General features: G+C 39.9%; 17 protein-coding genes, 1 tRNA gene and 2 pseudogenes. 13 read left to right on the top strand and 7 right to left on the bottom strand.

Translation table 11 applies throughout. The features are described 5' to 3' along the window. Positions 1–95 precede the first annotated feature (95 nt). Positions 96–171: transfer RNA gene (locus AVJ20_RS13505), tRNA-Val, on the top strand. Positions 172–268: 97 nt separating this feature from the next. Beyond that, positions 269–730 carry a DUF2750 domain-containing protein gene (locus AVJ20_RS13500; protein WP_111885580.1) on the top strand — a complete coding sequence of 154 codons (462 nt, stop codon included), beginning with the start codon at positions 269–271 and terminating at the stop codon, positions 728–730. A 52-nt stretch (positions 731–782) separates the two neighbouring features. Here the strand turns inward: AVJ20_RS13500 and AVJ20_RS13495 are convergent, their stop codons facing one another. The 4 genes and pseudogenes from AVJ20_RS13495 to yccS all read right to left on the bottom strand — a co-directional run bounded on the left by AVJ20_RS13495 (position 783) and on the right by yccS (position 7360). Next, the gene (locus tag AVJ20_RS13495; RefSeq protein WP_111885579.1) at positions 783–1553 is read right to left on the bottom strand and encodes a YdcF family protein; all 771 of its coding nucleotides are present in this window, start codon (positions 1551–1553) and stop codon (positions 783–785) included. Positions 1554–1657: 104 nt separating this feature from the next. Then, positions 1658–4360, bottom strand: coding sequence for a PepSY domain-containing protein (locus AVJ20_RS13490; RefSeq protein WP_111885578.1), 2703 nt, complete (start codon positions 4358–4360; stop codon positions 1658–1660). Between the two features lie 186 nt (positions 4361–4546). Then, positions 4547–5106: pseudogene (locus AVJ20_RS13485) on the bottom strand (YcxB family protein). An 85-nt stretch (positions 5107–5191) separates the two neighbouring features. Further along, positions 5192–7360 carry a YccS family putative transporter gene (gene yccS, locus AVJ20_RS13480; protein ID WP_078191437.1) on the bottom strand — a complete coding sequence of 723 codons (2169 nt, stop codon included), beginning with the start codon at positions 7358–7360 and terminating at the stop codon, positions 5192–5194. Between the two features lie 135 nt (positions 7361–7495). Here yccS and AVJ20_RS13475 point away from each other — a divergent pair, with 135 nt between their 5' ends. The 10 genes and pseudogenes from AVJ20_RS13475 (at position 7496) to AVJ20_RS13435 (ending at position 19569) form a co-directional block, all read left to right on the top strand. Beyond that, a complete protein-coding gene (locus AVJ20_RS13475; protein WP_111885577.1) occupies positions 7496–8698 on the top strand; it encodes a multidrug effflux MFS transporter in 1203 nt (400 codons plus the stop codon). A gap of 640 nt (positions 8699–9338) precedes the next feature. Next, positions 9339–10673 carry a DcaP family trimeric outer membrane transporter gene (locus AVJ20_RS13470; protein ID WP_111885576.1) on the top strand — a complete coding sequence of 445 codons (1335 nt, stop codon included), beginning with the start codon at positions 9339–9341 and terminating at the stop codon, positions 10671–10673. A gap of 628 nt (positions 10674–11301) precedes the next feature. Continuing rightward, positions 11302–12543, top strand: a complete 1242-nt coding sequence (gene gltS / locus AVJ20_RS13465; protein ID WP_078192244.1) for a sodium/glutamate symporter — start codon at positions 11302–11304, stop codon at positions 12541–12543. A gap of 63 nt (positions 12544–12606) precedes the next feature. Further along, positions 12607–14081: pseudogene (locus tag AVJ20_RS13460) on the top strand (alanine/glycine:cation symporter family protein). Positions 14082–14323: 242 nt separating this feature from the next. Next, positions 14324–15316, top strand: a complete 993-nt coding sequence (locus AVJ20_RS13455) for a patatin-like phospholipase family protein (RefSeq protein ID WP_111885575.1) — start codon at positions 14324–14326, stop codon at positions 15314–15316. A gap of 386 nt (positions 15317–15702) precedes the next feature. Continuing rightward, on the top strand, positions 15703–15879 hold the full coding sequence (locus AVJ20_RS18435) for a hypothetical protein (RefSeq protein WP_171319286.1): 177 nt from the start codon (positions 15703–15705) through the stop codon (positions 15877–15879). A gap of 280 nt (positions 15880–16159) precedes the next feature. Continuing rightward, positions 16160–16681 (top strand): acyl-CoA thioesterase, encoded by a 522-nt coding sequence (locus tag AVJ20_RS13450; RefSeq protein WP_078192241.1) that lies wholly within the window; start codon positions 16160–16162, stop codon positions 16679–16681. 196 nt (positions 16682–16877) lie between these two features. Further along, a complete protein-coding gene (locus AVJ20_RS13445; protein ID WP_111885574.1) occupies positions 16878–17474 on the top strand; it encodes a TetR/AcrR family transcriptional regulator in 597 nt (198 codons plus the stop codon). Further along, positions 17471–18676, top strand: a complete 1206-nt coding sequence (locus AVJ20_RS13440) for an MFS transporter (protein ID WP_111885573.1) — start codon at positions 17471–17473, stop codon at positions 18674–18676. Before AVJ20_RS13445 ends, AVJ20_RS13440 begins: the two co-directional genes overlap by 4 nt. Next, positions 18676–19569 carry a LysR substrate-binding domain-containing protein gene (locus AVJ20_RS13435; protein ID WP_111885572.1) on the top strand — a complete coding sequence of 298 codons (894 nt, stop codon included), beginning with the start codon at positions 18676–18678 and terminating at the stop codon, positions 19567–19569. Before AVJ20_RS13440 ends, AVJ20_RS13435 begins: the two co-directional genes overlap by 1 nt. A gap of 120 nt (positions 19570–19689) precedes the next feature. Here AVJ20_RS13435 and AVJ20_RS13430 read toward each other — a convergent pair whose 3' ends face one another. Beyond that, positions 19690–20598 carry a DUF4349 domain-containing protein gene (locus AVJ20_RS13430; RefSeq protein WP_111885571.1) on the bottom strand — a complete coding sequence of 303 codons (909 nt, stop codon included), beginning with the start codon at positions 20596–20598 and terminating at the stop codon, positions 19690–19692. 215 nt (positions 20599–20813) lie between these two features. On the opposite strand from AVJ20_RS13430, the gene AVJ20_RS13425 reads away from it, so the two are divergent. Continuing rightward, complete coding sequence (locus AVJ20_RS13425; protein WP_111885582.1) at positions 20814–21422, top strand: glutathione S-transferase family protein; 609 nt, start codon at positions 20814–20816, stop codon at positions 21420–21422. 176 nt (positions 21423–21598) lie between these two features. Here the strand turns inward: AVJ20_RS13425 and AVJ20_RS13420 are convergent, their stop codons facing one another. Together AVJ20_RS13420 and AVJ20_RS13415 are read right to left on the bottom strand one after the other, a co-directional pair. Then, the gene (locus AVJ20_RS13420) at positions 21599–22102 is read right to left on the bottom strand and encodes a hypothetical protein (protein WP_162689769.1); all 504 of its coding nucleotides are present in this window, start codon (positions 22100–22102) and stop codon (positions 21599–21601) included. Positions 22103–22401: 299 nt separating this feature from the next. After that, positions 22402–24006 (bottom strand): bifunctional 3-(3-hydroxy-phenyl)propionate/3-hydroxycinnamic acid hydroxylase, encoded by a 1605-nt coding sequence (locus tag AVJ20_RS13415; RefSeq protein ID WP_111885569.1) that lies wholly within the window; start codon positions 24004–24006, stop codon positions 22402–22404. Between the last annotated feature and the right edge of the window lie 44 nt (positions 24007–24050).

The raw sequence follows: 24050 nt of genomic DNA, 5'->3' as shown, positions 1-24050 counted from the left end.
ATCTTAAAAATCTCTGTTCAAGAGAATGCCTTTAGAAAAATCTTTGATTTTTCTCTTGCGCTCAGACAAGGCTTCGCTTTGTTACTCTTTGCTCAGGGCGCTTAGCTCAGTTGGTAGAGCGTCTGCCTTACAAGCAGAATGTCGGCGGTTCGATCCCGTCAGCGCCCACCATATTCTTCTATAGAAACTTCTTTATCCAAAAGCTTGCCTAAATTTTCTGATTTACATAGAATCCGCTCTATAATAATTTTAATATTGTATGTGATCTATGAGAAATCCATATCAGCGCAAGGCAGCGTCTAAAACTCAAACTACAAATTACAATCCTCAACAAACCTATAAACAATTTATTGAAAATATGGTCGCTCAAGGTGGCGTGATTGCGTTATATCAAGATGGTTGGGCACTTTGCGCGACACCTACAGGTCAACGTTCATTCGCCATTTGGCAAAACCGTGGTTTGGCACGTTTATTAATTAAAGACAATTGGTCCAATTATGAAATTCAGGAAATTTCATTAAAAGACTTTATCGAAAAAGTCATTCCGTTTTTACGCAGCGAGAGCACTACAGTATCTTTAGATTTAACCCCAGAAGGACAAAATATTTTGGTTGCACCTGAAAAGATGCTGTTAGATATTAAAAATTATTTATATCAAGTTTATCAACAGCGCCCAGAAGTCTTTGAAAACCTTAAAATTCCTTTGCCACGTAGTATTCGTTTAAATTAATGGTTTATTTACAGCATAAAAAAGCCCTTGTTTACTGATCAAACAAGCTTTTTTAATATTCATTGAGTACAAAACCACTCAAAAAGGCAAAATATTCACGTAACCAAGAGTTGTAGCGGATGTACAGCGGTGTAGGTGCTGCAATGGTATAAACCTGTGTATAGCCTAACTTTTGTGCAATTGCTTTTGCACGTGGAAGGTGAAAGTCACTACTGGCAATCGCAATGGGGGCATCAAGCGAAATATGATGTTGTTTTAAAATCATTTTACTATTGATCAGATTGAGTTCTGTACTGGTACTTTTACTTTCTTCATATATGCCTGCCGCTGAAATGTCATAGTGTTGAAGTAAATAGCGTTTCATGACGGAAGATTCGGTCATTTTTTCATTAAAGCCTAAACCACCGGTCATGATCACAATAGTATTGGGTTGTTGCAAGGCATACAGTGCTGCGGCATCGAGACGCGCCTTTAAGGTCGGAGAGGGTTGACCATTTTCAATACCACTACCCAAAACGATGATGGCTTGGACGGAAGTAAATGGCTTAGATTGCTGGCTATTGAAGTGTAAATACGCAAAAAACAGTAAAAGGCTCAATAGCCAAAGCCAAAACAACCACCATGTAGCACGCCAGAGCCTTTTGAGTTTAGGGTATTGATCTAAAATATTGTGGATTTGGGTTGTAAATAGTCCGGATATAAGAAAAATACACCCAATGACTAAGGGTAAAAGAATGCCTAAATGAATTTTATCTAATGTAAGCAACCAAATGGCATCTACACAGAGCAGCAAGCCTACACAAAGCAGTAGTATTCTTTTCATTCAAAAAATTAAAGCAGTATCCTTATTTGGCCTAAGTATAGCGTGAAAAAAACCAGACACGAGGTCTGGTTTTGAGTTGGGACTATTTATGAGTAAACATCTTATTAATAAACATCACGGCGGTAGCGCCCAGCTTGACGCAGTTCAGCAACAACGTCTTCACCTAATATATCAATCAGTGCGTGGTCAACGTCCGTTGCCATACCGTTGATACTACCGCAAACGTAGATCACGGCACCTTGTTCTACCCATGATTTTAATAAGGTCGCATGGTCACGTAGCTCATGATGCACATAGCGTTTCTCCGCTTGATCACGAGAGAAGGTGAGGTCTATGCGTTGAACTAAACCGGTGTTTTGCCATGCTTCAATGACGTCTTGATAAAAGAAATCATGTGCGCGTTGGCGCTCACCAAAAATCAGCCAGTTTTGCGTATAGTCTTGACGAACTCGTGTATGTAACAGGCTGAGTAAACCAGCAATACCTGTACCGTTACCAATACAAATCACAGGACGATTATCTGCAATCAGATGGAATGATTCATTGGTACGAATACGCAGTTGTAGTGTGCTATTGATCGCAGCATGTTGTGTTAACCAACCAGAGCCTAAACCAAGCTCACCATCCGCATTGGATTGCTGACGCACCACTAAGCGTAATACTTGCTGACTTGGAATACTGGCAATCGAGTATTCACGAGTTGGAAGCGGTGGAAGCTGTTCGAGCAAGTGATCAAGGTTGGCAAATGGTTCGACATCCGTATTTAGGTTACGATCCCATAATGCATCTTCAATGCGTTGCTGAGTAGAATCAACCACTTGCTGACTCTGAATCTGATACTTTTGCATGAAGTTTGCAATACGTTCAGCACTATTACCCGGCTGAATCTCTGCAATATCACCCGCTTGCCAATTGGCTTCATGTTGCGGTTTTAACTCAATATTAAATGCAGGTGCACCTAAACTGTTCGGGTTGAGTAAATCACGTTTGGTCAATGTCCATGCATCAAAAGTTTTTTCAATTTGCATGTACTGAAGTTCAAGTTTAGTCGCTTTGGCTAAAGCGCTATTCCATGCTTGAATGGCTTGGGTGTCGCCATTATTGACTTCAATCGTGTTAAACAGGGGCTTCGCCGCATTACTCTGCATCCAACGATGAATCGCATGACCAAAGCTACAGAAAGTATCAGGATATTCTTTAGAACCTAAAGCTAATACGGCAAACTGAACATGACTCAAATCGAGGCTTTGTGTCATCAGTTTACGTTCAAAGCTTAAAGCGAGGTCAGGTGCTTCGCCAGTGCCATAAGTACTTGCAACAAATAAAACCTGAGTGGCTTGCGTTAAGTCATCAGCAGAAAGTTGCTGAAAAGCTTTCACTGTGACGGGCTGACGAGCCTCTTGTAAGCTTGTTGCTGTACGCCATGCCAATTGTTCAGACTGACCTGTTTGTGATGCATAGCAAATTAACCAAGGCTGTGCGTTTGGGTCGATGGCAACAGGTGCTAAGCTTTGACGAGCTTGCTGTGTCAGTTTTTTCTGTTTACGACGTTTGAGATAGAGCATCCATCCAGTGACAAAGAACAGCGGCATCATGAGGGATGCAATAACCACAAAGAACTGATAAATCGGTCCGAAGAAACTACCACGATGCACAGGTAACATGCTGGTCATGATTTTTTCATTTAATTTTTTATCTTCGTATAACTCGATATCGGTGAGAGCAGACGTTTTGTAGTTATAAGTCGCTTTGTTGCGCGCACGTTCATGTTGAGGGACGGCATCCACAAAGTTAATTTCTAATTCACCATTGGCTTTTTTCGGAATATTAAAAGTGACACTTGAGTATTCACGACCAATATTTTGATTAAAGCCATTCCAACTTTGGGCAAGGGCAATATTCACTTGTTCTGGTTTTAGACCACGTTTTTCTCCGCGACCTTCAGCACCATGTTTGTTTTCTTGAGAGCCGTGTTCAGAGGGACTCGACGTTGCAGGGTTTCTTTCAGAACGTGCTTGGTGTTCGCCATGAGTTTGTTTTGCCTCAGTGGCTTGTTTTTCACCATCTTGCTTTGCACCCGCCTGTTCAGCAGATTGCCCATTCGGTTTTGGACCTTCTTGTAACTGGGGCTGTGGACGTTCAACGCCCATGACTTTAAACATGCCATTACGCCACCAATCATAAGACCAGTACAGACCTGTACATGCCAAAATGAGATAAAAAACAATCACCCATGTGCCGATGACTGCATGTAAATCCCATAGGAAATTACGTCCTTTGAGCTTCGGTTTTACTGCAAGCCATTGTTTTACAGAATGTCTTTTTGGCCAACGCAGATACAAACCACTCAATACAAAATAAATCAGCATCAGTGTACATGCGCCGGTAATTTGTTTACCAACAGGGCCAACAGTTAAATTACGGTGTAGCTGCTGTACAAACTGGAAGAATTTTTGACCTTTGATTTCAGGTAAAACTTCGGCTGTATAGGGGTTAACCATCATGTTATAGCCACGACGAGCACCTTCTTTGACAATATTCACGGTACTTGAGGCGGTCGCATCTGAGGCAATAGAGATGCTGTTAATTTTCATGTCAGGATCAGACTGACTAAAGTGCTGATAAAGCTCAGCAGGGGGTAGTTTAGGCTGCTGTTGAGCCTGAACCACATAACTGTCCTGATTGATTGCTTTAAGTATTTGCTGTTCATAGGAATAAATGGCACCTGTAACCCCCATGAGCGAGAGTATTAAGCCGGCACTAATCCCCAAGAACCAGTGAATCTGGAAAAGGGTTTTCTTAAACATGATGGATTTAATATTGATAAAAGGTTGCTGAATTGCGACGAATTATAAACGATGATGTAGTAGAGAATGTGGAAAAAGTAAGTAATATTCATTCTCATTATTGTAATTATCAATGATCATTCGAAAATTAAACAGATAAAAAACTCCAAAAAGCGGAGGTTTTTTATACATAAATGTCTGTTTGGCTTAAATTGCTTTAGCTGGGCCTACAGTTTCATTTAAGTGTTTACGAATGGTCGAAAATGGAAACTTCTTGCTATCCATACGTTTAGGCAAGATGTATGCGCCGTCTTGACCCTTTACTTTAAAGTTTAAAAGGATGAAGTCTTTAGTGTCATACCATTCATGAATGTCTTTCCAACCGACAGTCATCGTCCCCATGTTTGCGCCCATACGTTGCTGCATAGAGATCCCATGCGGCTGAACACCCATACGGATGCCTTTAATTTCTTGAACAGGGACTTCGTTCAGTTTGCGTTTCGCATACCACTCGATACCGAATTTACGCACAAGGAAGTAAATCACAACACAGACAATAGCTACCCAGCAAAATACTGTTGAATAGTTCTTAATAAAGATGAGGCCCAAGAGTGCCAGTGCAAGAATTGCACCCATAATTAGCCATGCTTTTTGCCAATTTTGAAGTTACTGCGAGACAGAACAAGTTGAGCATAACGTTGTTCTGCTTCAGAAATTTCATAAGCCACTGGCTCTAGCGTGTAGGCGTATAAATTTTTTGCGGTCATAGTGAAAGTAACAGATTTAAAACTGTAAAAAGTTTAGCATTATTTATACCAATTCAGTGAGTATATTGTTCCAAAATCATCCAAATTATAGCGAAGCCAGTTCAGTCGATGCTTGATCATGCTCATGACTGAGATTTTGTTTCAATTGGCTAAATTGGTTCAACACGTTAAACATCAACGAAAGCTGTTGTAGCACGATCAAGGATTTTTGATCTTCCTCACTATTTTGTGACAAACGCTGACGGATTTCTTGCAACATATTTTGCGCCGTTAAGTCAGGTACTTCGTCACGTAGTAATGCACCTTGAATGTCATCTGTGGCTTTATCCAATAAGGTTAAGACCTGTTGGTCTTGAATTTTTTCACGATGCGCACCCAAGGCTGCGATATAACTAATAAAGGTATGATTGAGACACAAAAACTCAAAGGCTAAAGCTTTTTGAGTCGGATCGGTATCGGGTTCGGTAGCTAAGGTGGAAATCAGTGAAGCTACTTCTGCATCGGTATTATGGGCTGCACGACGGACCACACGATAATTCAACCCGTTATTACGACCAGATTTGTATTGTTCAACCACTTCGGCCAAATAATCACACTGCGCTTGAATAGAGCGACTGATGGTCCGAGGTAGGCGACGGAACTTCCAGTCTGGGAAAATGAAACTCACACCAAACCATGCCAAGGCACAACCAATCAGTGTATCAATCATACGCGGCATAGCTGCGGCAAAACCCATGCCATCTAAGTTAAAGTTGATCAGCGCCAAAATGGTAATAAATGCAGTAGCTTGTGCATATTGCTTACTGCGTAATTCAAAAAACAGTACGCCACTTAAAATGAGCAGTAATAACTGACCTTCGACAGAAGGGACAAAATATAAAATCGCATAACCTAAAATAATCCCGACCAAGGTGCCAATGATACGTAAATAGAGACGGCGCTTGGTGGCGTTAAAGTTCGGCTGGCTGACAAACAGGGCGGTCAATAAAATCCAATAGCCATAACTGATATTGGTCACTTGGACAAAGATATAACCAATAAATAACACGGTCGATAAACGCACAGCATGACGGAACAGCACCGACTCAGGGCTCAAATGTTGTTTGAATCGAATGACGATGTCGTCCCAACCTTTTAAATCATCATCTTTTAAACGATTTTCAATCAGGGCTTGTCGGTCAATATAACGCTCGGTTTCGACATTACGTAATTGCGCATCGATGCCTTTTAGGTTTTGGTATAAAGCAAATAAAGAGTTGATCCAGACTTCATCGTATTTTTGTTCTTCACGCAGCTTTTCGAGTGACAATTTTAGATTGTGGAACGCATGTTTAAAACGTTGATTATGATGATAAGGTTTTCGCTGTAAGATGCTGATACTTAAATCTTTACAGGCTTTACCTTGAATCGAAAGCACACGTTGAAAGCGAAATAAAATATCACTATGTTCAAAAATACGGGTCAATTTTTGATAATCAATATGCGCGGAATCGGCACGTTCATGAATGTCTTGCGCGACAAAATAATATTGCAGGCTACGACGTGTATCTTTTTGTCCACGGTCACCTTTTAAACGTGTTAATAAGGCTGTTTTCATATCGTTGAAAATGCCAATTAATTTGCCATTTTCTAGCGATAGCTCAATCAAACTTTGCTGATAACTTTCTGGTGTCATATCGACATCAAACAAGTTAGATTTTGCAAATAAGAAGTCACCTAGGGACGAATAGCTTTGGGCCAATTTGTCCTGAACTTGACGCACAGGAAACAGCAGAAAGCTCAAAGTCGAAAGCAGTCCATACCACATCGCACCGATGACCAATAAACCTGCTTGTGTATACCAATTTTCAAAAAGTTCAACCCCTAGCATGGAATACACGGAGATCACCAGACAGCCATAAGAAATGGTGGCATAGCGACGACCCAATGAACCCAAAAGAATCCAACCGATACAAGACACAATCAGCCCCAATGCAAATAAGATCGGATGCGGGAACAACAGATAAATGGATACCGCAGTAACAAAGAACCCGATATAGGTATAAATTTGATTGAGCACACGGACTGAAAAGCGGTCATCGATATCACTTAGACCAGCGGCAACCACACCCAAGGTGAGGGGAATGGTCATCAATTGCTGATCTAAAAAATATGGGACAAAGGCTGTTCCTGCGAAGGCAATGACCATGCGCAAGTTATACATAAAGGTCGTGTTATAGGTTGCTTGTTTCAGTCGTGCGAGCCAGGCGTTCAAAATTTTTCCTTTGCTAAAGCGATGGGGCAGTAAGCAATGTGTATCGTGTGAATTTTCACATTGAAGCCAAGAAATAATACTATGTGCAGTGTAAACTTGTCTGCAAAACTTGCTTGCGATAAATGAATTATTCTTATGAAAAGCGTCGAATCACAAAAGGAATTTTCTCAACGCTGGATCGTCTTGTTGGCATTGCTGACTGCTTTAGGGCCACTTTCAATCGATATGTATTTGCCGGCTTTACCTCAAATGGCCGACGATTTTGGTGTCACAACCCAACAAGTGGCCAATAGTCTTCCAGCGTATTTCTTGGGTTTGGCGATTGGGCAGTTAATTTATGGGCCAGTCAGCGACCGTATTGGGCGTAAAACACCGCTATATTTCGGTTTGGTTTTATATATTTGTGCCGGTTTTCTGTGTGTCTTTGCCAATAGTGAATGGAGTTTGATCGCTGCTCGTGTTTTGCAAGCGTTGGGTGGCTGTGTCGGTGTAGTGATTGCCCGTGCTGCAATTCGTGATCGCTTAAGTATGCAAGCTTCTGCTCAAGCCTTTGCCAGCATGATGATCGTGACAACAATTGCACCAATCATTGCACCTACTTTAGGCGCGTGGGTGTTACAGGTGTTTGAATGGCAATACATATTTGCGGTATTGGTGCTTGTCGGTATTTTTTGTCTTTTCTGCGTACATTTTTTCTTTCAAGAAACCCTGCCTGTTGAGCGACGCTTAAAATTAAGTTTGAAACAAGTCTTAGGTTTATATGGTGCGATTTTACAGGACGAAACTTTCCGTAAACCGATGCTCACAGGCTGTTTTTCTGGCGCAATTTTATTTTGTTATATCAGTGGCTCATCTGCCATTTTAATGGATGGTTATGGTCTGAGCCAACAGCAATTTGCTTATGTATTTGGTGCGAATGCTTTAGGGATTATGGTGTTTTCGACCCTCAATAAGAAACTTGCAAATCGACTGGATGTTCGCCATCGTTTGCAATTGGGTAATGCACTTCAATTGTGTGGTGTGTTGATCTTATTGGCGGCAGGGTTATTTTATCTTTCCTCTATCATTGTTGTAATGTTTGGTATGTTCTTATGTGTTGCTTCAATCGGCTTCACTGGTCCAAATGCGATGGCATTGGCGATGTCTGAACAAGGCTCACGAGCTGGCACAGCCAGTGCAATCATGGGAAGTATGCAATTTGCCTGTGGTCTATTGGCCGGAGTGTTTTTGAACTTTTTAGTATGGTCAGCGCTGATCAATATGGCCCTGATTATGTTGCTATTTGTGGTTGTTGCAATGATTACTATACGTAGTTTAAAAGCTTCAGCCATGGGTTGAAAATGCAGGTGATGACGTTTAGCAGGTCTTACTTAAACGTCAGTCATCAACGTACTAGTATTATTGATCAAATATCCACGTCACTCATTATAAATGTTCATCATCCATAACTTTAGAAGAGGGCGCTATTTTCCCATTGTGAGGGCAGTATCTGTTTACTCGAAACTTATATCTAAACAATCATCCACTTGGAAATAATTAGTGATACGGTGGATCGCTGTTGTCTCACTCTAATGAAATAGAGCAACTGATAAATAAGTATTATTTGCATTAAATACATTACGTTATGCTGGATAAATACATTGTGAATGTCTCTATCGGTAATATGTCGGATTTTATCGTTTTTATTGCATACCTACAGAGTATGGATTTTTACCTTTAAGGTATGTGTGTTGAGCTATTTTGCCATCTGAATCGGCTAAGTCCGAATTTTAACTAAATATTTCAGTCTATTTTCAGTGATGGATTCAGCGTTTTTGCTTTTTGCTTTCAAGTATTTCGTTTTTGGGGGCTACAAGTTGGGGCTTTAATGCGACTAAAGCACGGATATGCAGCTTTAAATTTGTCCGCTCAAATAGGCGAATAACAAAGCGCCCAGAGTTAGGGCATACAACAATGACAGGACAATAGAGAGCTTAGGATGAAAACTCAAACTGTATTCCACCCAATGAAAACCCTTGTTGTTGCCATGAGTTTGGCAACGGTCTCAATGGCTCATGCAGGCAGCAATACTTCTGAAATTGAACAATTACGTGCAGAAGTTGCAGAACTGAAAAGTTTGATTAAAGCGCAGCAGCAAGTTCAACAACAGCAACAAACAGAGATTCAGCAAGTTAAAGCGCGTCCTGTTGCACCACCACCGCAACCAGCTACTCCAGCTGCAAGCTTAAAATCTAAAACAGGTGCAGATGTAAGTCTTTACGGTTTTGTTCGTGGTGATGCGAACTACATTATTGAAGGTGCGGATAACGACTTTAACAACGTACATACGTCTAAAGAAGAAGCACGAGATAAACTTCGCGCAACTGCAAAAACCACACGTTTTGGTTTAGATTTTACAGCACCCGTCGGTGGTGATGATAAAGTGGGCGGTAAAATCGAGGTCGATTTCAATGGAAGTGGCGAAACTATTCGTCTACGTCATGGTTATTTAACCTTTAACAACTGGTTATTTGGTCAGACCACATCAAACTTCTTGTCTAGCCATGCACCAGAAATGATTGATTTTGCTACTAACGTGGGCGGTGGTACAACTCGTTTGCCACAAGTGCGTTACAACGTAAAACTTGCACCGCAAACACAATTATTTGTAGCTGCTGAAGAAGGTGATAGTAAAGCTCAAGCACTGACTACCAAAACAGCGGGCACGCCTCCTGTAAGTAATACAACGCTTGAGGATTCAACAGTCAAATATAGCTTACCAGCGTTGACAGCTAAACTGACTCAAGGTTATGCGAATGGTAAGGGGAATGCATCTGCACGTGCGCTTGTGGAACATCATAAAGTTCAAAGCGGTAATGATGATGAATTAGGGTGGGGTTTGGCAGCTGGTACAACGTTTGATGTGACGAAACAGCTAAAAATTAATGGTGATGTATCTTATGTAGAAGGGAACAGCAACTATTTATATGGCTCAAATACCGCATATGTTGTTGATGCTAATGGGGATATTGAGCAGAATAAATTTACCGCAGTACAAATCGGTGCAACCTATAAGTTTAATGAAAAGTTGCGTTCAACTTTAGCTTATGGTGCATTATTTGCTGATGAAGATACAGATTATGCAAAAGCATTTAAAGATGTTGGAAATAACTCTGCAAACAAAGAAGTACAGCAAGCTTGGTTAAATGTGATTTATACACCAGTGAAACCAATTGATTTAGGTGTTGAATATGTGAATGGTAAACGTGAAGCGTTTACAGGGAAAACATATAAAGATAACCGCGTTGGCTTAATGGCTAAATATAGCTTCTAAGCTAAATCATCGAAAAGAATCGATCAAAAAAGCCTGACTCAGTTCAGGCTTTTTTTGTTTAAAAGGTGGATGTTTCAACGCAAATGAACTCACAGTACTAAGTAGATGGATTCACTAAATCGTCTGAGTCATGATGTCGTACTGGTTAAGGCAGGCGTTGAACCACGTCCTATAATGCATTATGTTCAAATCTTTAATATTTTATATAGATAAAAAATGCGAATACATTTTAGTAAAAACAAATAGATATAACTTTAAATTATAGCAAATAAAACTTTTTGTAATTAAAATTAATGAAATTTCTCTGTTCTCCACGCATAATGTGCGACTTTTCTAATCAGCATTTGATTTTATGTATTTCATCTATGATGTGAATATTGTAGTAAGTGTTGGTTTAGTAAGCATGAACTGCTTTTATGGATTTGTTTTGTCGAATTGAGTTTTCACTTTTTTTAACTCAGGCATACATATTTGAATCAGATGATGAATATTTATGATTGGCAATGAATAGCTGGTAGCCTGATTTATTGGTTAAATTTACAAATTGGAATTGTATTTTAATTAATAAACGCTACTAATTTCTATTAATTGGACTAATAAATATTCTAACCATTTTGGACAAATTATTATGGAATTTAGCTTTAACGCATTTTATACCTTAATTGCGGCGGTGATCGTTCTTTTATTAGGACGTTTTCTGGTAAATAAAATCAGTTTTTTGAGGCGTTACAATATTCCTGAGCCCGTAGCTGGTGGTTTGGTTGCTGCAATAATTTCATTGGTTGTACATAGCATTTGGGGTTATAGCATTACTACGAGTAGTGAATTACAAACCAGTTTTATGCTGATTTTCTTCGCATCCATTGGTTTAAGCGCAAACTTTGCCAAATTGAAAGAAGGCGGAATTGGTCTTGTTATTTTTCTGGTAGCCGTTGCTTCTTTCATTGTTGTGCAGGATGTCGTTGGTATCAGTCTTGCCACTTTATTGGGTATTGATCCACTGATTGGTTTGATTGCAGGTTCAATTACGTTGACAGGTGGTCATGGTACAGCTGGTGCATGGGGTGAAATTCTTGAAGTTGAACACGGTATACAAGGTGCATTAGCTTTAGGTATGGCAAGTGCAACTTTTGGTTTAATCATTGGTGGTATTATTGGTGGACCATTAGCTAAGTTGCTAATTAATCGTTATCACCTAGCAACTCCGCGCACGAATGAGCAAATTGAGCGTAGTGATAACACACCACTAGCTGATATTAATTCAACAGAATATGTACCTTTTGAATATCCACATCGTGTTCGTTTAATTACCGCAGATAATGCAATTACGACTTTGGGCTTATTTGCTGGCTGTTTAGCATTTGCTGATTTTATGACGGCTTTCAGTAAAGGTACGATGTTTGAATTACCGACATTTGTATGGGCTTTAGCTGGTGGTGTCATTTTACGTAATGTATTAGAAGGTATTTTCCGCGTACAAATATTTGATCGTGCAATTGATGTATTTGGTAATGCTTCATTATCACTGTACTTAGCAATGGCACTATTATCGTTGAAACTATGGCAGCTATCAGATCTTGCAGGACCATTAGTTGTGATTTTGGGAGCCCAAACATTAACAATGGCACTATATGCTGCGTTTATCACTTTCCGTGTAATGGGCAAAAATTATGATGCTGCTGTTTTAGCGGCGGGTCATTGTGGTTTTGGTATGGGGGCAACACCTACCGCAGTCGCAAATATGCAAGCCATTACCAATATGTATGGTCCATCTCATAAGGCTTTCTTAATCGTTCCTTTATGTGGCGCATTTTTTGTTGATTTGATTAACGCAACAGTTATTCAATTAATTCTTAAATTCTTTGCTTAATTTAGAAAGGCTCTTCAAAAAAGAGCCTTTTATACTTTTGACCATTTAAAACTAGGGTTGAATATGAATGAACAATTAAACGAAACCCTGATGAGCTGGGTCAAAGTTTTTAATGATCCGCTTTGGGATTTCTTAGTCGTATTTTTAGTGGCGGTTGGTATTTTTTATACCTTAATCACTGGTGCAGTTCAGATTCGTCTATTTTTTCATAGTATTAAAGTGATGAAATCTAGCCGTAAAGAAGGCGATGATGAGCATGGGATTACACCATTCCAAGCCTTTGTGACTGGACTGGCAAGTCGTGTCGGTGTGGGTAATGTCGCAGGTGTTGCAATTGCGATTGCAATTGGTGGGCCGGGTGCAGTGTTCTGGATGTGGTTTACCGCATTTTTAGGCATGAGTTCTGCATTTGTGGAGTCTTCACTTGCACAGCTCTTTAAAGTGCGTGATACGCAAAATCAGCAATTCCGTGGTGGACCAGCTTATTACATTACCCAAGGCTTAAAACAAAAATGGTTGGGTGTAGTATTTGCGATTGCCCTGATTTCAACCTATGGCTTTGTGTTTAATGCAGTACAAGCCAATGCCATTACGGGTGCAACTTCACATGCTTGGGGTTGGGATAAAGCCAATCTAGTATTGAGTTTGGGCAGTTTTAGTTTTGAATTTCATGGGTAGGGTTATTCCTTGTCTTTATAACAGCGCTGATTATTTTTGGTGGTATTAAGCGTATTGCAAAAGTGGCAGAACGTTTTGTTCCATTTATGGCATTACTTTATTTGGCAGTCGCGCTATATATCGCTTTTGCTAACTTTGCAATCTTGCCTGATATCTTCCAGTTAATATTCAGCAAAGCATTTGAGTTTGATGCTGCGGCTGGTGGTTTCTTCGGTGCTATGGTTTCTATGGCGATGATGCAAGGCATTAAGCGTGGATTATTCTCAAACGAAGCGGGTATGGGTTCTGCTCCGAATGCTGCGGCAGCATCAGATGTTAAACACCCGGTCAATCAAGGCCTGGTTCAGATGCTCGGTGTCTTTGTCGATACATTTGTGGTGTGTACCTGTACGGCGATCATTATTTTGGCATCTGGCTTGTATGAAAATGCAGGCTTTGAGGGTGTTGCTTTGACGCAAATGGCGCTTGAAAGCCAGATTGGCGCATGGGGAGATGACTTCCTTGCCATAATCTTGTTCTTATTCGCTTATTCTTCAGTAATCGGTAACTATGCTTATGCTGAAGGTAATGTGCAGTTTATCAATAACAATCCTAAGGTCATGTTTATATTCCGCGTAGTCGTCCTCATGATGGTGTACTTTGGCTCAATCATGAGTGTGCCACTGATTTGGAACTTAGCGGATCTCTTCATGGGCGTGATGGCGAGTATTAACCTCTTTGCGATTTTATTGCTGACGCCATTCTTATTGATGCTGATGAAAGACTACACCTCACAGTTAAAACGGGGTGTAAAAGAGCCAGTATTTAAGATGGATGAACATCCAAAATATAAGGATCGCGTTAATTCCGATATTTGGTAAAGTCAAAAATTAACTTTAAAAAGCTCCGTTATCGGGGCTTTTTTTGCTAGACAATGTTTTGGATCTTGATGTGGAAATTCTGCTAGACACTGAAATTTTGACAGCCAATGACTTTCTAGGTTGTATGTCAATATAATGTGCATCGGTCAGAGGCATTAACGAATAATAACAGTGACGTGAATGTGGACTGATTAGACTACTTTTTCTCTTCAAATCTCGAGTTGCATTTGGAATATCTCTCAATGAAAAGCATAACTGTTTTGATGACTGCATTCGCAATCAGCCTTGTAGGTTGTCAAAGTGTGGGCTCAAAAAAGGTCAGCGATGAAACAACATCACAAATTCGAACTTATACAGCAGCACCTGCTCAAGTGGCGAATAACCGCATTGACTTTAAAAAAGTGAAAAAGCAGGAAAAGCGTCCGATTGTTGCTTTGGTTTTAGGGAGTGGTGGGGCACGTGGTTATGCACACATAGGCGCCATTCAGATACTTGAACAGCAGGGAATACACCCAGATTTTATTGTTGGAACCAGTGCGGGTAGCATTGTGGGTTCAATCTATGCTTCAGGTAAAAGTGCCAATGAGTTAAGAGATATCGCCTTAAATATGAAAGCCAATGATGTTCGAGAAATACGTTTGGACAAAAAAGGCTTTTTTGACGGTAAAAAAGTTGAAGATTATATTAATGAGCAAGTTGATGATGTGCCTTTAGAGTTGCTAAAAACCCCAATGTATGTGGTGGCAACCGAGTTAAAGGATGGCAAAAAAGTCGTGTTCAATTATGGTAATACGGGGCAGGCCGTTCGTGCTTCGGTGTCGATTCCGAGTATGTTTATTCCAACGATTATTGAAGACACTGAATATGTCGATGGTGGCTTGGTCAGTCCTGTTCCTGTGGACGTTGCACGCGATTTAGGGGCAGATATTATTATTGCGGTGGATATTTTGGCACGACCGATTCATACCGAAACGTCGAATGTTTGGGGCTTGTTTAACCAAAATATCAATATTATGCAAAATCGTTTAGCTCAAGAAGAGCTCAAGCGAGCAGACATTGTGATTCAACCTGATTTACGTGAAAAAGCACATATATTTGATGTGAAAGGGCGTGAAGCGACGATGCTTGCAGGTGAAGAGGCAACCTTGGAAAAACTTGGAGAGATTTCTCGGGTTTATGCTGAACATCAATATAGCAAGGGACATCATATTCCTTATTTGGCAGCCAAAGACTAGGCTGATACGATTCGCAAATTTAAACGCATCCTGTTCACCTCTCAGGGTGCATTTTTATTTCAGCAAAGCATTTTAATTTTTGCTCTCAGCTTTTCCCATGCTCAATAGTATCTAGTAATCATTAATATCTTGGATGTTGATTGGTTTTAGGTCTTAATCAAAAGATTTGCCAAATATAAAAATCTTAATAATACGAAAATATACAGTTAATTATTTGAAATTAATTAAAAAAATCATATTAATTGGTTTTACGTAGATTTTAAGAGTATATACCTATATTAGCGTTTTTATTCATGTGCTTACATTTACCAATACTGTTGAAGTGTTTAGAATATCATCAGGTTATTAATACTTAAAACCAATAAATATTTTAAAGGTAGCTGTAGATGAAAACGCTTGATGTAGGACAAAAAGTAAAGCTTGCGATGATGGAAGAGAGGGTATTTATTGTCACTCATGTACATGTAGATAATTCTTACACGCTAGAAAGTACCAATGATTTTGGGCAAAAAACCAGCTATGACAATGTATCTTTCGAGATGTTAAAAGTCTTAGAAGATTAAGTTTAATGCCGTGCTATGTTGAATCGATGAACAACGCGTTTTAATGAATATGTTTTAAATATAAAACACAGCATAGCTTTGATCAAAAAACTGATAGATAGCGTGATAAATACTTGTTTATCGGGTGTATATCGTTATCGATATATATTTTACTGAATGATGGTGTGATCACTATAAATAATAATGATGGTTTTTTTGCCGATTTGAACATTTAATTTTGATTAAAATCTATATAATAATCACATTAATCATTGTTATATCACGAGTCTAGAGAAACAAGATGTCCCCATTAGATCAAATTGCGAATGCACTAGACGACCAGTCAGAATTATCGATGTCAGTTTTAATGACTCCTGACATGGCGAATTTTTCGGGTAATGTGCATGGTGGAACGATTCTAAAATTGTTAGACCAAGTCGCGTATGCTTGTGCAAGTCGCTATTCTGGTAGCTACGTGGTGACACTATCAGTCGATAAAGTGAATTTTAAAGAACCAATTCACGTGGGTGAGTTAGTGACTTTCCTTGCAAGTGTGAACCATGTTGGTCGTACTTCAATGGAAATTGGTATTCGTGTTGAAGCGCAGAACATTCAAAAACGTACAGTACGTCATACCAATAGTTGCTATTTCACAATGGTCGCTGTTGATGATCAAGGTAAACCGAAACAAATTCCAGCATTGAATCTAGATAATGACTGGAAACGTTGTCGTTTCGAAGCTGCGGAACAACGTAAAGTGGCACGTTTACAGGAAAATCATCATCCTTCTTGCAGTATTTATAAAAAGTCGACACAAAGCTAATCACTTTGGTGGCTGAATATTTGAAAAGATCGCTTAGGCGATCTTTTTTGTATTCTGAAATTCGTCTGGAGAGTGCAGTTGAGATTTGAGTTCCGAGTGTGCGACTAAAGTTTATTCTTCGAAGCTCAGTTAAAGATAGTCATTCAGTCCAATACTGTTTAATATAAAACGATACGTAGCGTTTCGTTTTTAAATTATGAGTGAAACTGAAAAAACTTCTCGGCGTAAGCAATGTATCTTACAAGCGGTCACAGATGCTTTGGCGGAAAGTGATTATCGAAGCATGACCATTGAAGACATTGCGGCTCGCGCAGGCGTTGGAAAATCGACGATTTACCGTTGGTGGAAGCATAAGTCCGATCTGGTTTTCGATGCTTTTAAAGCGCACACCGCGTCGGTGTTTGAACTCGATTTATCACAAAGTTTAGAGTTCAATCTAAATCAACAATTGCTCAAACTATCACGGGCTTTAAATCAGCACGTAGGTCGAGCATTGCTGGTTGTATTGGCGGAGCATCGTGAAGCAGCGGGTGAGTTTTTTAAACAGTATTTATTACCTCGACGAGAAGCCACACGTGAGCTGATTCAATTGGCCATTCAACGAGGAGAAATTCGCGCAGATTATCCTTTCGAACTCATGTTGGACATGTTGTACGGCCCGATTCATTATCAGATCATTTTCTTTAATACCCAGCCAGATGAAGACTATATCAAGCGACTGGTGCAGTTGGCGCTAAACCCGATTTTTATGCAGTCCCAAGCCACGCGTAGCAGCGAGACAATGACCTCATGACTACTCAACATCAGGCATCGCTATGGAACAAGTCTTTCGTTTTTTGTCTGTGTAATAACTTGTTTTTATTTAGCTATTACTTTGCGCTGCTGACCATATTGCCCATTTATATTATGAAAGAATTGGGTGGTTCGATTCAGCAAGCGGGTATGGCTTTAACGCTGTTTTTGGTGTCATCCATTGCGATTCGTCCCTTTTCCGGCATGATCATTGAGCGTTTTGGTAAAGCCAATTCTGTGCGTATTTCAGGCTTTATCTTTGTCGTTTTTGCGCTGAGTTATTTGTGGATTGACAGCATGTGGTCGTTGTTGGTCATTCGTTTTTTACATGGTTTTTGGTTCAGTATATTAACCACGGTCAATGTTCCCATCGTAAATGATTACATCCCAGATCATCGAAAAGGCGAAGGCATGGGTTACTTTGTCATGTCGACCAACTTAGGCGTGGTGATCGGGCCATTTTTAGCGCTGAGTATGATTCAATTCAGCAGTTTTAGTACCTTATTTGCAGTATTAGCCTTATTGGTTGTAGTGGGCTATATTTTTACGTGGTTAGTTCAAATACAAGAACACGTACAGCATAAATCAAGTGATCAAGCGAGCCAATCCGCAGCCATCCAATGGCGTGATGTGATAGAAACACGGGTACTTGCCATCAGTTTTGTGGCATTGCTGACCGCATTTGCATATTCGAGTGTGATGAGTTTTATCACCGCTTATGCAGAGTTGAAGCATTTACTCGCTTATACCAGTATCTTTTTTATTGTCTTTGCTGTGTCGATGTTGCTCGTCCGTCCTTGGGTTGGCAAAGTTTATGATCGCAAAGGCCCGAGTGCAGTCATCTATCCATCCTTTATTTGCTTTGCCATTGGTTTGGTGGTTGTGAGTTTTCTCACGAATCAATGGGTGCTTTGGATATCGGCAGTTTTTATGGGCATCGGCTACGGTTCAGTGTTCCCATGCCTGCAAACGGTCGCGATTCAAACGGTAGAAAAAGCCCGAATAGGACATGCAATATCCACCTTTTTTGCCTTGTTTGATATTGGCCTTGCTGTCGGTTCGGTCATTATGGGTGTGCTGATTGCATACTTTGGATTTCAGGCAACCTATTTATTTTGTGCGGTGATGGTGCTGTTCACTTTGTGGATGTATCGTCTATTCGTGGCAAACCAATTCAAACGCAGTGCTTTAGGAGCTGAATAATGGAATTACGACATCTACGATATTTTGTTGCGGTTGCCGAAGAGCTAAATTTTACCAAGGCTGCGCAGCGAATGTGTACTGTGCAACCTTCTTTAAGTCAGCAAATTAAAGACCTAGAACAGGAAGTTGGGGTGCAATTATTGATGCGAACCAACCGAAAAGTTGAACTGACTGCAGAAGGTCACGCCTTTTTAAAAGAAGCGCGTTTGAGTTTAGAGCATGCTGAAAAAGCCATGATAGATGCGCGTCAAATCGCGCAGCTCAGTAAAGAACAACTGAATATCGGCTTTGTTCCTGTGGCTGAAATGAAGGTCTTTCCTTATATCATGCCAAATATTCGAGCTCAGTTTCCTGAGTTAAAAATTCATTTTCATAGTTTAATGGATGTCGATCAGATCAGTGCAGTGCGTAAGGGAGAGATTGATATTGCCTTTACCCGTTATGTCGAAGAAAGCCCTGATATAGAATCTGTTCAGATCTTTACTGAGCCTTTGGCGCTGATTGTACCGAAAAATTCGCCTGTTGCAGAACAGCGGCATATCAGCATTAAAAACATGAATAATCAGGATTTTATTATTAGTGATGAACATTCATCACCTGAGCTATACCGAATTATTCAAGATTTCTTTAAGCAAAATAAACTGAATGTGAACTTGGTACAGCACTCGACCAATATTTTGTTAAATGTCAATTTGGTCGGTATGGGCGTGGGATGGAGTTTGGTGCCGTCTTATGTCATTCCATTGCTCGGTGATAAAATATTGGTTAAAAGTACAGTTGAACCCTTGCCGACCATTGGTCTGTATGCGAGCTATCGAAAAGATCGTAAAAATGATGCGATCGAGTTGATTTTAAAAGTATTAAAAGAGCAGTTCTATATGGGCTTTTTCTAAGCCTTTAAATATTGCCCTAAGATTTAAATGAAAAAATCCCGAATTAAGCGCTTCGGGATTTTTTTAGTTATCGTATTTTTAATCAAAGACTCAATGAGACATAGTCATTGTCACTCTGATTTATTTAAACCACTTTTGTAAATAAGGTTTCATCACACGGTAGGCAATCAAACCGATAATAATAATCATATAGATTGGCCAAATCGTAATGAGAATAACCAGCAGGCTCAACACAAATTGCCAACCTTTTTGAATACCGTACCACGCTCTTTGCCAGAAACTATCGCCATTTAACTGCGCAATAGCATCAAGGTTAATATCGATATGTTCACGGACAGTGGCAGGTTGAGTAAAGCCAATCAAAATCGTGCTATAGCGGACACGATCTTGAACTTCTAAGCGAGTCAGGCGTGAGATTTCATTGATTTGTGCTGCTGCAACATGGTCGGGCACGACCTGTGTTTGCGACATTTTTTCTTCGAGTAGTTTTAGCTCATAGCGTTTTGCCGAATATTGCTGACGGTTCAAAAAATGCATAAGGGGCAACAGTTGATTAACGAAATGTGCAGCTTTTTCACTTGGCACACGAATGATCATTTCCGCTTGCGGATTTACTTTTTCAAAGATTTTAATTTTGCCGTCAGCAATCGGGTAGGATCGACTCTCTTGCACCACAAAGTCGATATTTTTCTGTTCAATAAAGCCGCCTAAACTTAGCGTCAGTTTTTCAATTTCTAAGGCCGTTTTAACGACATCTTTCGACTCAAAACTGACATTGGCTTCTCGTACCATTTTACGAGAGGCTTCGGCTGGGTTGACCTGCTCATTTAAAATAGTTTCAGGTTTTTGTGTTGTTGCAGGCGTGGTAGACGGCTCATTGGAAGTGCTTTCCGCTGCTTGATCTTGCTGTGTGCTGACTTGAGCAGGTTGTGCATCTGCGCTGGCTTCAGTTGCCATTTCTTCGGTTTTCTTGGAACAGCCTGAAATTAAAATCACCGTAAACATGGCAATTAAATATTTATTTTTCATCGATGTAGAGCTCAATTGTTTGATTATCAGAAAGTCAGAGTAAATACTTTTTGCTTTAAATATAAATTCAAATTTAGCGTAATTATTAGTCGGGCGTATTGTATCGGAAAGTGTTTAAAGCACGGATGAACGCAACATAATTCTACATAAAGCCGCGTATAGTAATAGACAGAACAACAAGGATGAAAATAAGGATATCTACAATGAACCCAGCAATGAAACTCTACAGCAATCCACGCTCACGCAGTAATACCATTCTGCCTTTATTGAAAGAATTAGACATCGAGTCAGAAGTTGAGATTATTGAAGTGCCATATGAAGAGATGCATCAAGCGGCATATCTCAAGATTAACCCCATGGGCAAAGTTCCCTGCTTGGTCGATGGTATTGTCGTGATTAGTGAGACCGCAGCCATCTTTAGTTATTTAGCCGATAAATTCAGTGACAAAGGTTTGGCACCCGCATTGGATGATCCCAAACGTGGTGAATATTTGAAATGGATGTTTTTCTGTCATGGTCCGCTGACTGAATACATGGACATGAAAAATGTCGGCATTAGCACTGAGTTGATGGATGAGAAACGTGGCAGTTTGAGTTTTGGTAATGAAAAAATACTTTTAGATTTTATTAAAACAGGGCTTGCGCAGGCCCAGCCATATCTGTTGGGGGATAAAATTAGCGCAGCAGATTTATATTTGGCTTATTGGATGGTGTATGCCATTTCATTCAAAATATTGCCATATTTAGATGAATTTAAACCTTTTATTCAGCAGATTCAGCAACGTGAATCGGTAAAAGATGTGCATTGGTTTCAGTCGGTTTAACTTGGATGCTTATTTGATTGTTGGCTGAACTTGGTATTGCTATATGTCTATTCATATAACTCTTTCTTTGAGAACTAAAAAGAAAGAGTTTTAAATATCAATCACTAAGATGATAAAGCGATTTTAATTATTGCCATAAATAATGTATGGCATATATTGCGCTAAATTAAATAGACTCAATCGTTGTTGGGTCTATTTAAAAAATCATGGGCTTCATCATCAGATAGAGGTGGGCCTAAATCTCTTTCAAGTTTGGCATATATTTCGAGTAGTCTTTTTTGTTGAGGATCGATATCTAAGGCACGATGCTGCTGATATGTTAATTGATCTTCAATCCAATCATAATGCTGAACCGCAGCCCCTGCGAAACTGGTTTTCAAATGGAGTTTGTAATAACCAGAAAATTTATGTTTCTTGGTATCTAGACAGAGATACGCGAAGGTAGACCAACCACTTTCGGGAAATTTAAGGCGAGCTCGGCAGGGCTTCTTTTCTAGTGTAAATATGGGTGAATAGACTTGGCCTTTTAGAATGATATTTTTATCTTGACCAAAATATTGAGTTTGTAATGCAAATAAAGCAAGAATCACTGTGGTGAGAAAAAAGCTGGCAATGACTGAATAAAAAAATGAAATGTATAAATGGAAGGACAAAAAATTAGATTCTTCGTTTTTGTTCACATCTTTTTCTAAGCGTAATAAATAGCAATTCAAAGAAATAAGAAAACAGAGGCAAAAAACGAAAATAGGTAACCAACTATTGGCATGAAAATGATGTATCTCTACGAAAATGAGTGAACAGATAAAAATAAAACCTAACAAACTATAAATGAATAATTTCTGAAATCTTTTTTGCATTTTGCGAAGCTTATAATTATGTATTGAACGATTATAGCATCTGATGTTTATAGTGATTGTAGAAAAAAATCACCATGCTTTATGCATGGTGATTTTTAATTCTTGCAGATCTATTTGCATTATTAAGCATGCAATTTTGCAAACAATTGTTGGCTCACGCTGTCTAAAGTTTGTGGAATTGCAATCGCTGCAACAAAACGGTCTGGGCGAAGAATCGTAATAGATTCAGTGGTTTTACCAAACCAACCACGAATATCGGTACCAATATCACCAATCGTGATCACATTGTCGTACTTCGTGCGATTTTCATTGCTAAGTTGAACAGCAGGCAATACTTGGATAAATTTAACGCCCAATTTTTGCCACTTTTTCATGGTCGCATCTGACAGACCCCATTTCGGATCGACGCCCCAAGCAATGATTGCAAAGTCGTTACCGATGACTTCATCAAGTAGGACTTTCTCACCAGATTCAAGTTGAACATGTGGTTGAATGAACATTTTACCCACAGGTGAATCTTTAACACCGTTATTGATCAACGCACCGTCGTTGTACTTCGGCATTGGCTTGAAGCGCATTTCCAATAGATATTGCTTGATCGGTTTGATGTAATTGAGCGCATACGCGATACCATCTCGCACGAAACCTTGCCATTTTTTTGGTGGCGCAAGGACATGACCCGCCATTACAGAAAGATCAATCATCGCTTTGGCATGATCTTTACGTTCAACTTGGTATGTATCTAAAAGCGCAGGGCCAGCTTTGCCTTGTACAACCATTGCAACTTTCCACGCAAGGTTGAATGCATCACGCATACCACTGTTATAGCCTTGACCTTGCCAAACTGGCATGATGTGCGCAGCATCGCCTGCAAGTAAAATACGGTCTACACGGAATTTATCTGCAATACGGGCATTGTGGGTATAAACGCGCTGACGAATCACTTCAATACCATCGGTCGTTGGAAGCACTTTCGACAATAATTTGGCAATGTTTTCAGGTTTGCTTAATTCTTCTTGAGTCTCCCCAGGCATCACCATAAATTCGAAACGACGAATACCGTGTGGAAGAGCAGCAGATACATAAGGACGCACAGGGTCACAGCATAGGTAAATGTGTGGCGTTGCAAGTGGGTCATTATTGATGTCGATCACGATCCATTGGTTCGGTGCAGTTTTACCATCGAAGCCGATGTTGAGGGTACGACGTACCACAGAGTTACCACCATCACAAGCAATCAAATACTGCGCTTGAATTATTTCAGCTTCACCGTCTTTATTTTGAATATTGAGCGTTACACCATTGGCATCTTGGCTAAAATCAGACAATTGACGAGAGAATAAAACATTTGTGGTTTCGTACTGTTTTAAACCTTGTAGCAGTACATTATCGACTTGTGGTTGAATAAAGGCATTACGACGTGAGAAACCAAATTCACGAGTGAGCGGTTGAATGTCTGCGAAACAACGGCCTTTAGGGGTTAAGAAACGCATCGCGTGGTTCGGTGTCGTATGCGGTAACACTTGGTCCACTAAACCTAATGATTGGATGGTACGTAATGATTCATCATCAATACCAATCGCACGTGGGTAGTCAATCAGGCTGTCTAGTTGTTCAATCACAGTGACTTTGACACCTTGCTTACTTAAGTAGTTTGCAATGGTTAAGCCGACAGGACCTGCGCCCAGAATGGCAACTTCCGTTGTGTAATTTGCTTTATTGCTCATGCGTAAACATCCAATCACTTCACATATGCCACTATTAAGTTCTA

The sequence above is a fragment of the Acinetobacter sp. CFCC 11171 genome, assembly GCF_003268405.1.
GTDB classification, from domain to species: domain Bacteria; phylum Pseudomonadota; class Gammaproteobacteria; order Pseudomonadales; family Moraxellaceae; genus Acinetobacter; species Acinetobacter amyesii.
The sequence above is the reverse complement of the archived record's forward strand: the minus strand, read 5'-3'. Positions and strand labels throughout refer to the sequence as shown.

What these genes read in the sequence shown, in the direction of transcription:
- AVJ20_RS13500 (WP_111885580.1), top strand. Translation starts at nt 269, where the DNA reads ATGAGAAATCCATATCAGCGCAAGGCAGCGTCTAAAACTCAAACTACA.
- AVJ20_RS13495 (WP_111885579.1), bottom strand. Translation starts at nt 1,553, where the DNA reads ATGAAAAGAATACTACTGCTTTGTGTAGGCTTGCTGCTCTGTGTAGAT.
- AVJ20_RS13490 (WP_111885578.1), bottom strand. Translation starts at nt 4,360, where the DNA reads ATGTTTAAGAAAACCCTTTTCCAGATTCACTGGTTCTTGGGGATTAGT.
- AVJ20_RS13475 (WP_111885577.1), top strand. Translation starts at nt 7,496, where the DNA reads ATGAAAAGCGTCGAATCACAAAAGGAATTTTCTCAACGCTGGATCGTC.
- AVJ20_RS13470 (WP_111885576.1), top strand. Translation starts at nt 9,339, where the DNA reads ATGAAAACTCAAACTGTATTCCACCCAATGAAAACCCTTGTTGTTGCC.
- gltS (WP_078192244.1), top strand. Translation starts at nt 11,302, where the DNA reads ATGGAATTTAGCTTTAACGCATTTTATACCTTAATTGCGGCGGTGATC.
- AVJ20_RS13455 (WP_111885575.1), top strand. Translation starts at nt 14,324, where the DNA reads ATGAAAAGCATAACTGTTTTGATGACTGCATTCGCAATCAGCCTTGTA.
- AVJ20_RS18435 (WP_171319286.1), top strand. Translation starts at nt 15,703, where the DNA reads ATGAAAACGCTTGATGTAGGACAAAAAGTAAAGCTTGCGATGATGGAA.
- AVJ20_RS13450 (WP_078192241.1), top strand. Translation starts at nt 16,160, where the DNA reads ATGTCCCCATTAGATCAAATTGCGAATGCACTAGACGACCAGTCAGAA.
- AVJ20_RS13445 (WP_111885574.1), top strand. Translation starts at nt 16,878, where the DNA reads ATGAGTGAAACTGAAAAAACTTCTCGGCGTAAGCAATGTATCTTACAA.
- AVJ20_RS13440 (WP_111885573.1), top strand. Translation starts at nt 17,471, where the DNA reads ATGACTACTCAACATCAGGCATCGCTATGGAACAAGTCTTTCGTTTTT.
- AVJ20_RS13435 (WP_111885572.1), top strand. Translation starts at nt 18,676, where the DNA reads ATGGAATTACGACATCTACGATATTTTGTTGCGGTTGCCGAAGAGCTA.
- AVJ20_RS13430 (WP_111885571.1), bottom strand. Translation starts at nt 20,598, where the DNA reads ATGAAAAATAAATATTTAATTGCCATGTTTACGGTGATTTTAATTTCA.
- AVJ20_RS13425 (WP_111885582.1), top strand. Translation starts at nt 20,814, where the DNA reads ATGAAACTCTACAGCAATCCACGCTCACGCAGTAATACCATTCTGCCT.
- AVJ20_RS13415 (WP_111885569.1), bottom strand. Translation starts at nt 24,006, where the DNA reads ATGAGCAATAAAGCAAATTACACAACGGAAGTTGCCATTCTGGGCGCA.